A 15,994-nucleotide genomic window follows, 5' to 3' on the forward strand; every position below is an offset into this window, starting at 1 on the left:
TACAGATGCAGTTTGATCATTTAAATAACCCATATTCAGCACAACGCCATACGACATTTGGAAAAAATGGAATGGTAGCTACTTCACAACCTTTAGCGGCGCAAGCGGGGTTAGATATTTTAAAAAAAGGTGGTAACGCAATTGATGCTGCAATCGCCACAGCTGCTGCTTTAACGGTAGTTGAACCAACTTCAAATGGTATTGGTGGAGACGCCTTTGCACTAGTTTGGGTAAATGGGGAACTACATGGGTTAAACGGTAGTGGTCCTGCTCCAAAATCAATTTCGATTGAAAAGCTAAAAGAACAAGGACTTGAAAAGATGCCAACTCATGGGGTTATTCCAGTTACAGTGCCTGGAGTACCTGCTGCATGGGCTGCATTATCAAAACGTTTTGGTAAATTACCATTAGAAGAGGTTTTACAACCGGCTATTACGCTTGCAGAAGAAGGCTTCCCACTTTCGCCGATTTTAGGGAAGTTTTGGAATATAGCATACGAAAAGTTTAAAAAGCAATTTACTTCACCTGAATTTGATGAGTGGTTCAAAACATTCGCTCCAAATGATCGTGCACCAGAGATTGGCGAACTGTGGTCATCAAAAGCACATGCAGAAACATTACGTGAAATCGGTGCAACCAATGCTGAGAGTTTTTATCGCGGTAACTTGGCAGAAAAAATCGTTTCCTTTATGAAAGAACATAACGGATACCTTAGTTCAGAGGACTTAAGTGAATATAAAGTAGAATGGGTGAACCCAATCTCGACAAATTATCGTGGATACGATGTTTGGGAAATTCCGCCGAATGGGCAAGGTTTGGTAGCTTTAATGACATTAAACATTGCAAAAGGTTTTAACTTTTCTACAAAAGATGATGTCGATACATATCATAAGCAAATAGAGGCTATGAAACTAGCTTTTACTGATGGAAAATCGTTTATTACAGATTCTGAGCATATGGACATTAATATAGATGAGCTATTATCAGAAGAATATGCAGGGTCACGACGAGAATTAATTTGTGAAAAAGCAATAGAGCCAGAAAACTATACTCCTCCAAAAGGTGGCACAGTTTATTTAGCGACTGCTGATGGCGAGGGGAATATGGTTTCCTTTATTCAAAGTAACTATATGGGATTTGGTTCAGGGATCGTAATTCCTGATACAGGAATTGCTCTTCAAAATAGAGGTCATGATTTTACTTTAAATCCGGAGCATTCTAATGCACTTAAGCCTGGTAAAAGAACATATCACACAATAATTCCAGGATTTTTAACAAAAGATGGTGAAGCGGTAGGACCATTTGGCGTAATGGGAGGATATATGCAGCCACAAGGTCATGCACAGGTTGTGATGAATACTGTGGATTTCCACTTAAATCCTCAAAGTACATTAGATGCACCTAGATGGCAGTGGATGGAAGGAAAAAAAGTGGTCGTAGAACCGCATTTTCCAAATCACCTTGCCCAGGCACTCGCAAGAAAAGGCCATCAAATTCAAGTGGCTACAGATTGTAGTAGTTTCGGAAGGGGTCAAATTATTTGGCGCAATCCTAAGACTGGGGTGCTAATGGGGGGAACAGAATCTAGAACAGATGGCGCAATTGCAGTTTGGTAAAGGAATGATTCAATGATAAATCAATGGAAACTTTTTTTAGCTTTTTTTAGAGTAGGAATGCTAGGTTACGGAGGAGGTCCTTCTTCTATACCACTAATCCACACTGAGGTTGTCGACAAGTATAAATGGCTAAATAAAGATGACTTTTCAGATGTACTAGCAATCGCAAATGCTCTTCCAGGACCAATCGCAACAAAGCTTGCAGGATATGTAGGTTGGAGAACAGGTGGCGTAGTAGGTATGTTAAATGCCATCATAGCAACAACTCTACCGACTGTTTTCCTACTTATGCTACTATTATCAACACTAAATCACTTTAAAGGTGTTGCCTGGGTACAAGGCATGTCGAATGCAGTTGTTCCAGTAGTGGGAGTAATGTTAGCAACTTTAACATGGGAATTTATTGAGAAATCGAAAGAATCTCTTGGCTGGAAAATCACTAGTTTGATCGTGGTTGCTAGTTTTATCCTTTTATACTTTTTAAATGTACATCCTGCTATCTTAATTGGATGTTTAGTTGGATATGCCTTTTTCTCTAAAAGCAAAAATGAAAAGAAGAAGAAGGTGAAGGCATCATGATTTATTGGAAAATATTTTTAGCATTTTTCTTACCAGGTATATTCGGATACGGAGGAGGACCAGCTTCGATCCCTCTTATTGAAAATGAAGTTGTTGATAAGTATGGATGGTTAACTTCAGTTGAATTTAGTAACGTACTTGCACTGGGCAATGCCCTCCCAGGACCGATTGCTACAAAGATGGCTGGATATATCGGATATGTTGAGGGAGGCGTATTTGGCTCCTTTGTCGGATTATTCGCATCAATCGCACCCTCTCTAATCTTGATGATTGCTTTATTAAGTATATTAATGAAGCATAAAAATTCACCGAAAGTCAAAAAGATGACTTCACTAGTTAGGCCTTTAATCGCCGTTTTACTTGGCATTATGGCCTTTGACTTTTTTAACGATTCATATAATGGGGTAGGTGTAACACAAACAATTATTATTAGCGTACTTTCCCTGTTATTTTTAGAACGTTGGAAAATTCACCCTGCATATGTAATTGGAGGGGCACTTGTTTATGGTGCAGTATTTTTATCTTAATTAATGAACTGCCTTTTTGTTTAACCAGAACATTATTGAAACAATGCCAATATGGGGTTGTTTTCAATAATGTTTTTTTTCGTTTAATCACCTCAAAGCTAAGGAATAAAAAAGTGACGATTATTTTATCATAAAAAATTAACTTAAACAGTAATTGTGAATCATGTCACAAAATAGACAATTTATAGACACGATTTAGACAAATAAGATTAAGTCAAAAACCCCTTTGGAAAAGTAAACTATAAGTAACAGGAGTACCATTGAGTGGTTCTCTAAAATTTACTTAATGAATTATTTGTGAAAAAATGTTCAAAGTTTTGCTCGGACTTAATGAAAATTTTTTTGAAATGATTTTTATCCTAAGGGGGATGTACTGTGAGTGTATTAGAGCTTGCAAGAATACAATTTGGTTCGACTACAATTTTCCATTTTTTATTTGTGCCACTTTCAATAGGTTTAGTATTTATGGTTGCAATTATGGAAACATTGTATGTTTTTCGAAATAACGAGGCTTATAAAAAGTTAACAAAATTCTTTGGGCACTTATTTTTAATTAATTTTGCGGTTGGTGTTGTGACAGGTATTATCCAGGAGTTTCAGTTCGGTATGAACTGGTCTGAATATTCCCGTTTTGTAGGGGATGTATTTGGAGCACCACTTGCAATTGAAGCACTTTTAGCATTTTTTATGGAGTCTACATTTTTAGGAATTTGGATATTTGGTTGGGAAAAACTTAATAAAAAAATTCATTTAATGTGCATTTGGTTAGTTGCTTTCGGAACTGTAATGTCTGCGTTTTGGATTTTAGCAGCCAATTCTTTCATGCAGGAGCCAGTAGGCTTTGCGATTAAAAATGGTCGTGCAGAAATGACCGACTTCTTAGCAATCATAACAAATCCACAGCTTAAAGTTGAGTTTCCTCACACAATTGCTGGGGCATTAGCAACTGGAGCGTTATTTGTTGCTGGTGTAAGTGCGTATAAAATCTTAAAAAAACAGGAAACGGAATTATTTAAAAAAGCGTTTAATCTTGCAATGGTGTTCGCACTAATTGCAGGAATTGGTGTTGCATTTAGTGGACATTCTCAAGCGAAGCATTTAATGAAAACACAGCCGATGAAAATGGCTGCAAGTGAAGGTCTATGGAAAGACAGCGGTGACCCTGCAAGTTGGATGGTCTTTGGACTAATTGATTCAAAAAAGAAAGAAAATAAATACGAGGTAGAAGTACCATATTTATTAAGTTATCTAGCTTATGAGAAGTTTGAAGGTAAAGTACCTGGTATGAATACGTTACAAAAGCAATACGAGAAATTATATGGTCCTGGAAATTATATTCCACCAGTTAATACAACCTTCTGGAGCTTTAGAATTATGGCAGGAGCAGGAATGGTTATGATTTTAATGTCGATGCTAGGTTTATATTTTAGCTATCGTAAAAAATTAGAATCAAAAAATCTATTTTTAAAGGCATCAATTTTATTAATTTCTTTACCGTTCATTGCAAATACAGCTGGATGGGTTATGACGGAAATAGGACGCCAACCATGGACTGTATTTGGTTTAATGACTACTGCTGCATCTGTATCACCAAATGTTTCAAAAGGATCACTCATTTTTTCAATCACAACTTTTACAACAATGTATGCAATTTTAGCAGCTGTTTTAGTTTACTTGTTTGTGAAAGAAATTAAAAAAGGAACACACCATGATGTTGAAACGGAAAAAGTTCCTACGGTCGATCCGTTTGAAAGGGAGGCTACCATTGTATGATTGAGTTAAATGAATTATGGTTTTTACTTGTAGCAGTTTTATTTATTGGGTTTTTCTTCTTAGAAGGCTTCGATTTTGGTGTAGGTATATCTACAAAGCTACTAGCCAAAAATGATACTGAAAGAAGAATTTTAATAAATACAATTGGACCGTTTTGGGACGCAAATGAAGTATGGTTATTAACGGCAGGTGGAGCAATATTTGCAGCATTCCCAAATTGGTATGCAACGATGTTTAGTGGATACTATATTCCGTTTGTATTTGTACTAATGGCATTAATCGGACGTGGTGTTGCATTTGAATTTAGAGGAAAAGTTGAAAGTTCCAAATGGGCAAAAGCTTGGGATTGGGTAATTTTCTTCGGTAGTTTACTACCACCATTTTTATTCGGAGTCTTATTCTCAAGTATCCTTAGAGGAATGCCAATCGATAAAAATATGAATATCTCTGCTGGTTTTACAGATTATGTAAATTTATTCACAGTAGTAGGCGGTGTAACGGTAACATTACTATGCCTGTTACACGGATTAATGTTTTTAACTTTAAAAACGGTTGGAGAATTAAGAAACCGTGCACGTTCTCTAGCACGTATGGTGATCATACCAGTATTCCTTTTCTTAGTTGCATTTACTGGCATGGCATTTTTTGAAACGGATATGTTTAAAGTAAAAGCACAAATAACAGTTCCGCTAATTTTATTAATCGTAGTAAGTTATATTCTTGCTACAATATTCATTTTTAAGAAAAGAGATGGCTGGTCATTTACGATGACAGGACTTGGGATTGTACTAACAGTCGGGACAATGTTTACATCTCTGTTCCCAAGAGTCATGATTAGTTCTATCAAAAGTACGTATGATTTAACTGTTTATAATGCTTCATCTGGTCCTTATTCGTTAAAAGTAATGACAATAGTTGCATGTACATTATTACCATTCGTATTAGGTTACCAAATTTGGAGTTATTATGTGTTTAGAAAAAGAGTGGATGAGAAGGATTTGACTTATTAATGGGAAAAGATCTTATTAAATATAAAGGGATAAATCGTTTATTAATGATCCTATCTTTTTTAACAATTATACAAGTAACGGCAATTATTATTCAGGCATATATGCTTTCACAAGCTATTGTCAGATTGTTCAATGGAAAAAATAGTAGCGATATTTTATATGCTACTATTTTCTTCATCCTTGCATTTATCTGTCGTTATATTATTTCGACTATAAAGCAGAAATGTTCAGAGCATTTTGCAGATATTGCTTCATCCGAAATGAAAATGAAAGTTTTAGAAAAGCTTTTTAAACTTGGACCTAGATTTGCAAGGAAATCAGGTACAGGTAATATTGTAACGCTTATTATGGAAGGAACTACACAACTAAGAAATTACCTAGAAATTGTTCCAATGAAAATGATTAACTTAGCAATTGTCTCACCAGTAATCGTAATCTATATTTTCTTTGTTGATAAGGTTTCTGCACTAATACTAATCGTAACATTTCCAATCATTATTATTTTTATGATTTTACTCGGTTTGGCAGCTAAAAAGAAATCAAATAAACAATGGAAGGCTTACCGTATATTATCGAACCATTTTACTGATTCATTACGTGGTCTGGAAACATTAAAATTTTTAGGATTAAGTAGAAAACATATTAAAAAGATAGAAAGTGTAAGTGAAAGATACAGAGAAGCAACGATGGGCACATTAAAAGTAGCTTTTTTATCATCCTTTGCACTAGATTTATTCACAATGCTATCAATCGCTACAGTTGCAGTTTTTTTAGGACTTCGTTTGATTGACGGAGTAATTTTATTAGGCCCAGCTCTAACAATTTTAATTTTAGCTCCTGAATATTTCTTACCTGTTCGAGAGGTTGGAGCAGATTATCATGCTACATTAAATGGTCAAGAAGCTGGTAAAGCAATGCAGGATATTTTAGATGAGCAAGAATTTAAGGTTCAAGAAATTGCCCCGATCTCAGATTGGAATCATGCTAGCGAAATTAAGTTTAATGATATATCAGTAAAACCCGAAAAAGATGGTCAAACGATCTTAAAGAATATAGATATGAGTATTAAAGGGTTTCATAAAATCGGGATTGTTGGAGAAAGTGGTTCTGGTAAGTCGACGCTTATTGATTTAATAGGTGGATTTTTAGAGCCAGCAAACGGGACTATCCATATTTCTGGTGAAGAGGTTTCACATCTGCAAATACAAGATTGGCATAAACAGTTAATCTATATTCCACAAAGTCCTTATATTTTCTCAAAATCATTAAATGATAATATAAGCTTCTATAAACCTAATGCTACTACAGAAGAAATTGAAAATGCAGCTGTTCAAGCTGGATTAACATCTTTAATAGAAGAATTACCAAAAGGATTAGAAGAAAAAATAGGTGAAGGTGGAAGAGCGTTAAGCGGGGGGCAAAGTCAACGCGTCGCGCTCGCTAGAGCTTATCTAGAAAATCGTCCGATCCTTTTGTTAGACGAACCTACTAGTCATCTTGATATTGAAACTGAGTTTGAATTAAAACAAACAATGCTGCAGTTATTCTCTGGTAAATTAGTGTTTTTGGCTACACATCGCTTACATTGGATGAAAGAAATGGATCAAATTATTGTGATGAATGAAGGTAGCATCATTGAAGTAGGTACCCATGAAGAACTATTAATGAAAAAGGGTCATTATTATCGATTAATTCATAGTTAGAAGGTTAATATATGTTGAATAAAAATGGATGGATTTTACCATATATAAAAGAAAATCGTCGTTTATTTATAGGTGTGATTTTCTTAAGTGCACTGACTATATTTGCAGCGGCATCTCTTATGTACACTTCCGGCTATTTAATCTCTAAAGCAGCAACTAGACCTGAAAATATTTTAATGATATATGTACCAATCGTTGCTGTACGTACTTTTGGTATTTTAAGGTCGGCTTCTAAGTATGTTGAAAGATTAGTCGGACACAATACAATTTTGAAAATCTTATCTAGAATGAGAACAAGATTATTTAGTAATCTGGAACCATATGCACTTACAATCAATTCGAAGTTTAAAACAGGAGATATTTTAGGTCTTTTAGCAAATGACATTGAATATTTACAGGATATTTATTTAAAAACTATTTTCCCTGGAATTGCTTCATTGTTTATCTATTTTATATCCGTAGTAGCACTTGGATTCTTCTCTATTCCATTTGCAATATTAGCAGCAGTCATTGCCTTTGTTTTAGTAGGTGTCCTACCGTATTTTTCATTATTAGTTGAAAAAGCACGAACTTACCAAATAAAAAAGGAAAAGAGTCATTTATATGAAAATTTAACTGATGCAGTTATGGGTATTAGTGATTGGCTTTTTAGTGGTAAACAAAGTAGCTTTATTAAAAATTATAGAGAAATGGATGCATCGTTAAGAAACATCCAAAACAAGGAAAAAGGATTTAGAAGACGACGCGATTTAATAGCTCAATGTATTGTAGCAATTTTAGTTTTAATGATGCTTTATTGGGCGGGGAATGAAAGTTTAGCTGGAGAAATTCCAAGAACTTTTATAGCCGCATTTGTTTTAGTTTTATTTCCTTTAACAGAAGCTTTTATTCCACTATCAAATTCTCTTGGAAGTGTTCCTTTATATGCTGATTCTATTAGTCGTTTAGAAGAGATTAAAGAAGTGAATCGTGATCAGAATTTAACTAGTATAGAAGGTAATATCGATGATTATCGAAAAATCGATTTTAAGGATGTATCTTTTCATTACTCGGAAAACGAAACGATCTTAAATAATGTTTCTTTTACAATTGAGGAAAACAAAAAAACAGCTTTATTAGGTCCGAGTGGTTCAGGAAAATCGACTATTCTAAAGCTAATTGAAGGAGTTGAAACTCCTACAGATGGAAGTGTTAAAATAAATGAGATTGAAAGTATTGCTTTTGGAGATAATATTTCGAAAGTTGTATCAGTACTTAATCAAAAGCCTTATTTATTTGATACTTCAGTTATTAATAATATTCGTTTAGGAAATCCGACAGCAAGTGATGAAGAGGTAATAGAAGTTACGAAGATGGTTGAACTGCATGATTATATAGCATCACTTCCAGAAGGCTATCATACACCTATGCATGAAACCGGTGTAAGATTCTCAGGTGGAGAACGTCAAAGAATTGCCTTGGCCAGAATACTTCTTCAAAATACACCAATTGTTATTTTGGATGAACCAACTGTCGGGTTAGATTCAATAACAGAACGAAAACTACTTCATACGATCTTTAAAGTATTAGAAGGAAAGACAGTATTATGGATCACTCACCATTTAATCGGTGCAGAAATGGCTGATCAAATTCTGTTCTTAGACAAAGGCAAAATCGCTATGAAAGGCTCACATGGAGAACTTTTCAAAACTGAGGACCGATATCGCAACCTTTTTGAGCTAGATCGACCATTTAGAGTAATTGAATAGATGATAATCTGGAGACTCTGGCAAAATTGCCAGAGTTTTTTTACATATTAAAAACAATTTGACGGTAAATGATTTACATGATATATTTATCTCGAATTCGAGATATCTTGAATTCAAAATAAATTTTAATAAATTTTTTCAGTATTCTTCATCAATAGATTCACAAAATAAAAAAGCTTATATAAATAAATTATATGGAGGAATAAGTATGAACGGCTTAAAAGGGATCCATCATGTAACTGCTATAACTAGTAGTGCAGAAAAAAACTATGAATTTTTCACATATGTTCTAGGGATGCGTTTAGTAAAGAAAACGGTCAACCAAGATGATATTCAAACTTACCATTTATTCTTTGCAGACGATAAGGGAAGTGCCGGAACAGACATGACATTTTTCGATTTTCCTGGAATTCCTAAAGGAGCACATGGTACAAATGAAATCTCAAAAACATCTTTCCGAGTTCCAACTGATGCAGCATTAGATTATTGGGTAAAGCGTTTTGACAGATTAGAAGTAAAGCACTCAGGAATAAAAACACAATTTGGTAAGAAAACATTATCATTTGTTGATTTCGACGACCAGCAATATCAATTAATTTCAGATGAACACAATAAAGGGATTGCTTCAGGTACACCATGGCAAAAAGGGCCAATCCCATTAGAATATGCAATCACAGGACTTGGTCCAATTTTTATTCGTGTAGCTAATTTCGCATTCTTTAAAGAAGTAGTTGAAAAAGTACTTTTATTTAAAGAGATTAATAAAGAAGGTTCATTCCATTTATTCGAAGTCGGTGAAGGTGGAAACGGGGCACAAATTATCGCAGAGCATAATGAAATATTACCACAAGCTTTCCAAGGCTTCGGTACTGTTCACCATGTAGCTTTCCGCGTAGAAGACACATCCGTATTAAAAGAGTGGATTAAACGTCTTGACTCATTCCGTTTACCAAACTCTGGCTATGTAGATCGTCACTTCTTCGAGTCATTATACGCAAGGGTTGCTCCACAAATCTTATTCGAATTTGCAACAGATGGACCAGGATTTATGGGTGACGAGCCTTACGAAACACTTGGAGAAAAGTTATCATTACCTCCATTCTTAGAACCTAAACGCGATGAAATTGAAGGAATGGTTCGCCAAATTGATACTGTAAGAAGTACGAAGGAATTTGTGAAAGAATAATGTCAGAAAACACTCACTTTTGAAGTGAGTGTTTTTTTAGTAAAATTTCTTAAACTTAACTGTAAAAATTTTCCTAAAAAATTCATGCATAAAACGATTTGTTATTCTAATGAAATATTTCAACGAATAAAAATCTTATGAACTAAAATAATTTTTTAGGAGAGGGAACATGAATAGTACATCAGGTAGGCGTTTATCGAAGGATGAAATGGTTACTTTAATACAAAATGGACTAGAGCGGACAAATAATCCGAAAAAGATTGTTATAGTAGGAGCGGGAATTTCAGGATTAGTAGCAGGTTCTTTATTAAAGGAAGCAGGACATGAAGTAACGATTTTAGAAGCAAATGGTCGAGTAGGTGGTCGGATTTATACGAAGAGAGCACCTTTTATTAATGATCAATACTTAGAATTGGGTGCAATGCGTATTGCTTCTAATCACAAGCTTGTACTTGAATATATAAAAAAATTCAACTTAAACGTAAATGAATTTGTAAATGGGAAGTCAGAGGATATTATCTTCGTTAACGGGATAAAAACAACTCAGAAGCAATATGAGCAAAATCCTGATATTTTAGGTTATCGTGTAGCAGCCAATGAAAAAGGGGTAAATGTTGACCAGTTAATTGAAAGATCGCTAAAGTCCGCAATGGACTTTATTAAACAAAACCCAGATGAAAATTGGAAAACTATTATTGAAAATTATGATCAGCATTCGATGGATTCATTTTTAAGATATAATCCAATCGGAACACCCTTGTCGCTTGGTGCTGTAGAGAAAGTAAAGGTACTTCAAGGGATGGAAGGTTTTCCTGAGCTTGCCTTTACGGCTATTTTAAGAGAGTTCATTGTATTATTTTCAAAGGAAATTAAGTTTTATGAGATTACAGGTGGAAATGATCAACTACCTAAAAAGTTTTTAACACAATTGAAGGATAATCTATTCTTTGGACAAAAAATGAATAAGATTGTGCAAGAAAATAATCAAGTAACGATTCACTCAGATCATTATACAAGCCATCTGCCTTATCAAACTACTGCTGACTATGCCATTATTACTATCCCCTTTTCGTTATTAAACTTCATAGAAGTGGTTCCAAGAAATTCATTTTCTTATGATAAATGGAAAGCAATACGAGAATTACACTATGTTCCGTCTACTAAAATTGGACTTCAGTTTAAAAGTAGATTCTGGGAAAAAGATGGGACATTAGGTGGAAAATTAACCACAGATTTACCTATCCGATTTGCATATTATCCAAGTAATCGTAATGGTAAAAATGGTTCGGGAATCGTATTAGCTAGTTATACATGGGAAGATGATGCACTGATATGGGATAGTATGTCAGAAAATGATCGGATAATGAATGCTTTAAGTAATTTGGCCACGATCCATGGTAATCAAGTTTATACAGAATTTATTACAGGTTACACGCATAGTTGGGCTCTTTATCCATATTCTGGGGGAGCGTTTTCTATGTTCAAGCCAGAACAAAATAGAGAGCTAACGCCTTATATTTCCACTCCTGAGGGGAGAGTTCATTTTGCTGGTGAACATACATCTTCTGCGCCTGCATGGATAGAAGGGGCAATCGAATCAGGCATTCGGTCCGCTTTTGAAGTAAATAGCCGATCTTTCGTTGAACGATAAAAATTCATTTTTTATAATTCTGTTGAATATAGTGAAAATAGTGGATGTCTTTTTATTTGAGGGAGTGATCAGTTTGAACGAAAGTAATCAAGGACTACAATTTACCCCTGTGAAATCATGGAATGTTTTTCATGGACCAAATGACCCGTGTCCACCAATTGGTACAAAATATTACTCTACACCTCCACACTTATATTTAGGATTTCAGCCACCAGGACTAGAGCAATTTTCATACAAAGAGGCATTGAAAAAAGGTACTTTATGGAAAGTGTTTTATGACTTTTATGAAAATCCATATAAACCTAGGAGGGATTAAAAATGACTGAGCAACTTCCTCCAGAGTATTATCAGGATTTAGAGGAACTGCAAGCTGTTGATTTCGTACTTGTAGAACTAACTTTATATCTAGATACTCATCCAGGTGATCAAAATGCAATTAACCAATTTAATCAATACGTCCAATATAAAAAACAAATCGAAGCTAATTTCGAATCAAAATATGGACCACTATATCAATTTGGTGGCAGTTATTCAGATCAAAACTGGAACTGGCATAAAGGCCCATGGCCATGGCAGGTATAGAAGGAGGGAATATTTATGTGGGTTTATCAAAAAAAACTACAATATCCAGTTAAAGTAAGTACTTGTAACCCTATGCTTGCCAAATTTTTAGTTGAACAATACGGTGGAGCAGATGGTGAGCTAGCAGCTGCTTTAAGATACTTAAATCAGAGATATTCAATTCCAGATAAAGTTATTGGACTTTTAACAGATATCGGAACAGAGGAATTTGCTCATTTAGAAATGATTGCTACGATGATCTATAAGCTAACAAAAGACGCAACTCCAGACCAAATGAAAGCTGCCGGATTAGATACCCATTATGCATCTCATGATAGTGCATTGTTCTACCATAATTCAGATGGAGTTCCGTTCACTACTGCGTATATTCAAGCAAAAGGTGATCCAATTGCGGATTTGTATGAAGATATTGCAGCTGAAGAAAAGGCTAGGGCAACGTATCAATGGATCATTGATCTTTCTGATGACCCTGATTTAAATGATAGTTTAAGATTTTTAAGAGAACGTGAAATTGTTCATTCTCAGAGATTTAGAGAAGCCGTGGAAATTTTGAAAGATGATCGACAACAGCGGAAGATTTTTTAAATTGGTTAATATATAATACAAAACCTGTTCCTGATTCTTATCGGGAACAGGTTTTAATTTTTTATAAAAATTTTGGAAAGGTTGATAAAAAGGGAGGTCTCATAAGTCAGTTTACTACCACATAAGCGATCTTTTTATTGTAATATAGCTAAAGCGCAAGGTATTTCACCAGTGCTTATTATTTTATGTTGATAATATTGTTCTTTTTTAAAGATAATTAGCCGATTTTTATCAAGTTTTTATTCTACAGAGCATATTTGCTAGTTTTCCATTTGAAATGAACTTCTTTTTTAGTGTATTCAAGGTCATAATACCTCTACTAGTATGGGTAATTGTAGAGTTTATTTGCGATTCATCTGAGCTTAATTGCAGTTCTGCCAAATTTATTTGCGATTCTCAAAATTTAATTGCACTTTTGTCAATTTTAATTGTGATTTTCAGATTTTATTTGCAGTCCACTGTTTATTTGCAGCATATCTTCATTTATTTGCTATTCTAACAAACTCAATTGTAGCTGAGCCTCAACTCGCTACATCATAAGCATTAAAAAAATGAGGGGTCTCTGGGACACCCTCATTTTATCTTATTTCTTCTTAAGAATCGCAACCAATAAAGCAATTAATGAAAGAACAGCTGCCACAATTGACATAACCAAAGAAGTATTACTTGAATTTGATTTTTCCGTATATTTCTTAACTTCCGTAGCTTTAACAGTTTCACCTTTAACAGTTGTATCTTTTACGATATTCGTAATCGAGTGTGGTGCTTCTGATTTTTCGTCACCAGTCCATTCAACAATACTGCCATCTTTATAATATTGGTATGCGTCCCAAGCTCCATTTACTTCAGCGTCTGGATTTTTTGCCATAAATACGAATTGTTGAAATTGTCCCGCTAAAATACCTTCATTTTGTGCACTCCAAGTAACGGACTTAACAACACCGTTTGCATCTTTTGTTTCGCTAAACTTCCATCCTGGGATTGGTTGATATGAAACAAATTCAAATTTTGAAGGGATTTTAAGTGTAACTTTTGTTGTAGCTATTTCTTTTTCAGATGGTACTTTCATTGTGTATGTTTCCCAAGCACCAGGGGTTGAAATTTTAGGATTTACTACAACATGCGCACTCGCAATTCCAGTAAAGAACATTGTCATTGCGAACGCTGAAGCGATAATTTTAGCCGTTTTTGAAATGAATTTTTTCATTTTTTGTTAGTCTCCTTTGAATGTGATTAACTATTTACTTCCTACTATATATTTAAAATCTGCATCTACTGAATCGAGGGAATTCGTTAAAATATGGACTTTTACATTCCAATGACCTGCCATATCTGTAAAAAATCCTTGCGTTTCATAAACACCTGACGAAGTTTCTTTAACTTGAGTTGTGTTAGTTCCCATATTCATGTCCGTGTTTTTAAAGGTAAGCGTGACTTGTTGGATAGAAGACACAGGTTTATTGTTTTTGTCACGTATATTTATTTTAAATGTGTTTTTACCTACTATGTTCGGAGTGGCATGCAATGAAATTGAATATCCTTTATTTTGCTTTGTATCATTAAAAGGACCAGGGGATTCCATTGCTGTAGGTAGGTTTGTTAATAAGGACGTTAGGATTAGAACGATGATTCCTATACTTATTTCAAGCCATACTGACTTTCCTAGTTTATTTTTGCTACGTTTTCCTTTGATAAAATGAATAAACCCTAAAATTAGCATGATAACAAATAAGATAACTTTTCCACATAAAACTTTGCCATAGGTTGTATGTAATAAAGCATAAAAGTTAGGTACATACTTTAAGCTTGCATAAATTCCTGTTCCTATAAGTAAAGTTACAGATATAGTCGCCCAAATAGAATATCTTTGAATGGTTTTCCAATAATTCTCATTTCCCTCATGTTTCTTTTGAATTTTAGGAAGTAAATAACTGATTCCAATTAATCCTCCTAGCCAAATCGAAACCGCGAGTAAATGAATGCAATCAAGCAAAATTGGTAAAAAATCATTTTGCATTGATGCGTGACCGATGAAAGGTTTTGAGATTAGTAAGAAAAAGCTAACCAATAAAGCACTTAACCACCAATAAAATGAAGATTTTTGCTCACTTTTCCATGCCATATATAACGAATTAGCTAAAACAATAAGCAGAAGAAGTTGGATTACCCATACATTTCCGAATTTCGTACTCTTTACTGTTTCCAATAACAAATCTTTGTGGAAAATACTTTGCCATGAACCATTTGCATAGTTTTTTGTTTCAACCAAAAGGCTGAACAGAATACTAAATAAAATTCCAAAATAGAAGATTAACAATAAAGCTTTAGAATTTTTAAAGGCAATCATTCTATTTTTCTGATCGCTTTTGAAAACGAATAAACAAAAAAATAAGAGTCCAACAAATAAAAGTAAACTCATATATTCAATCCAGTAGGTTCCCATTACGTCTGTGTTTGGTAAGGATTGGCTTGCTTTATTGGAAATCGTTGATGAACCATCAACCTTTCCAACTCTGAATGGAATTACACCGTTTACTGAATGTCCGTCACTGGATATCACTTTCCATGCAATATGATAATTTCCATCTGGTAAATTAGGTTTTAAGTTCCCCTCTAAAATTGAATGATTTTCCTTATTTATTTTTCCATTTTGCAAATCAACTCGATTACCTAATTCATCTAAAACTTGTAAAGAATGAAATGCAGACTGTACTGATTCATCAAACTGTATTTGAATACGTTGAGGAGAATTCATAAAAACTTGGTTCTCTGAAGGCGTAGATTTGATGATATAAGCATGTGCTGATGCTAAGGATGGAAATAAAGTAGCAGCAATCAATAATAGTAAGAAAGAAAACCCTATAACTCGGATTTTCATTTTTTTATGTCACCTCATATCTATTAGAGTGAATTAGAAAATAAAACAACTTCTAAATTCTAAAGTAAAATTGTGATAGAAATGTGATAAATTTTAAAATTTTATTTGGATTAGATAGTAAGATTATTCAACGGTGTATTAGGCTTTATACAAAAA

The 15,994-nt window shown here is 34.2% G+C and carries 14 protein-coding genes; 12 read left to right on the forward strand and 2 right to left on the reverse strand.

From position 1 onward, the window contains the following. Positions 1 to 5 precede the first annotated feature (5 nt). The 12 genes from ggt to BM319_RS15080 all read left to right on the forward strand — a co-directional run bounded on the left by ggt (position 6) and on the right by BM319_RS15080 (position 12,960). Positions 6 to 1,616: a gamma-glutamyltransferase gene (gene ggt, locus BM319_RS15025; protein WP_069034899.1), complete on the forward strand. Its 1,611-nt coding sequence runs from the start codon at positions 6 to 8 to the stop codon at positions 1,614 to 1,616. A 15-nt stretch (positions 1,617 to 1,631) separates the two neighbouring features. After that, a complete protein-coding gene (locus tag BM319_RS15030) occupies positions 1,632 to 2,195 on the forward strand; it encodes a chromate transporter (protein WP_069034998.1) in 564 nt (187 codons plus the stop codon). Beyond that, complete coding sequence (locus BM319_RS15035) at positions 2,192 to 2,722, forward strand: chromate transporter (protein ID WP_069034898.1); 531 nt, start codon at positions 2,192 to 2,194, stop codon at positions 2,720 to 2,722. The genes BM319_RS15030 and BM319_RS15035 overlap by 4 nt, the downstream gene beginning before the upstream one ends. Positions 2,723 to 3,097: 375 nt before the next feature. Continuing rightward, positions 3,098 to 4,495, forward strand: a complete 1,398-nt coding sequence (locus BM319_RS15040) for a cytochrome ubiquinol oxidase subunit I (RefSeq protein WP_069034897.1) — start codon at positions 3,098 to 3,100, stop codon at positions 4,493 to 4,495. Next, positions 4,492 to 5,505 carry a cytochrome d ubiquinol oxidase subunit II gene (gene cydB, locus BM319_RS15045; protein ID WP_069034896.1) on the forward strand — a complete coding sequence of 338 codons (1,014 nt, stop codon included), beginning with the start codon at positions 4,492 to 4,494 and terminating at the stop codon, positions 5,503 to 5,505. The genes BM319_RS15040 and cydB overlap by 4 nt, the downstream gene beginning before the upstream one ends. After that, a complete protein-coding gene (gene cydD, locus BM319_RS15050; protein WP_069034895.1) occupies positions 5,505 to 7,208 on the forward strand; it encodes a thiol reductant ABC exporter subunit CydD in 1,704 nt (567 codons plus the stop codon). The genes cydB and cydD overlap by 1 nt, the downstream gene beginning before the upstream one ends. Positions 7,209 to 7,222: 14 nt before the next feature. After that, complete coding sequence (cydC, locus tag BM319_RS15055; protein ID WP_091023570.1) at positions 7,223 to 8,956, forward strand: thiol reductant ABC exporter subunit CydC; 1,734 nt, start codon at positions 7,223 to 7,225, stop codon at positions 8,954 to 8,956. A gap of 208 nt (positions 8,957 to 9,164) precedes the next feature. Beyond that, positions 9,165 to 10,142 carry a ring-cleaving dioxygenase gene (locus BM319_RS15060; RefSeq protein WP_091023450.1) on the forward strand — a complete coding sequence of 326 codons (978 nt, stop codon included), beginning with the start codon at positions 9,165 to 9,167 and terminating at the stop codon, positions 10,140 to 10,142. 169 nt (positions 10,143 to 10,311) lie between these two features. Next, entirely contained in the window at positions 10,312 to 11,793 is a 1,482-nt protein-coding gene (locus BM319_RS15065; RefSeq protein ID WP_091023452.1) for a flavin monoamine oxidase family protein, read from the forward strand. A gap of 109 nt (positions 11,794 to 11,902) precedes the next feature. Next, on the forward strand, positions 11,903 to 12,109 hold the full coding sequence (locus BM319_RS15070; protein WP_029715400.1) for a spore coat associated protein CotJA: 207 nt from the start codon (positions 11,903 to 11,905) through the stop codon (positions 12,107 to 12,109). Positions 12,110 to 12,111: 2 nt separating this feature from the next. Then, entirely contained in the window at positions 12,112 to 12,375 is a 264-nt protein-coding gene (locus tag BM319_RS15075; RefSeq protein ID WP_025569246.1) for a spore coat protein CotJB, read from the forward strand. Positions 12,376 to 12,390: 15 nt separating this feature from the next. Then, positions 12,391 to 12,960 carry a manganese catalase family protein gene (locus BM319_RS15080; RefSeq protein ID WP_025569244.1) on the forward strand — a complete coding sequence of 190 codons (570 nt, stop codon included), beginning with the start codon at positions 12,391 to 12,393 and terminating at the stop codon, positions 12,958 to 12,960. Positions 12,961 to 13,543: 583 nt separating this feature from the next. Here the strand turns inward: BM319_RS15080 and BM319_RS15085 are convergent. Together BM319_RS15085 and BM319_RS15090 are read right to left on the reverse strand one after the other, a co-directional pair. Further along, positions 13,544 to 14,167 (reverse strand): YcnI family copper-binding membrane protein, encoded by a 624-nt coding sequence (locus BM319_RS15085; protein WP_091023454.1) that lies wholly within the window; start codon positions 14,165 to 14,167, stop codon positions 13,544 to 13,546. Positions 14,168 to 14,197: 30 nt separating this feature from the next. Beyond that, positions 14,198 to 15,838 (reverse strand): copper resistance CopC/CopD family protein, encoded by a 1,641-nt coding sequence (locus BM319_RS15090; protein WP_069034890.1) that lies wholly within the window; start codon positions 15,836 to 15,838, stop codon positions 14,198 to 14,200. Between the last annotated feature and the right edge of the window lie 156 nt (positions 15,839 to 15,994).

The organism is Bacillus sp. UNCCL81, from assembly GCF_900112535.1.
Lineage (GTDB): Bacteria > Bacillota > Bacilli > Bacillales > Bacillaceae_G > Gottfriedia > Gottfriedia luciferensis_B.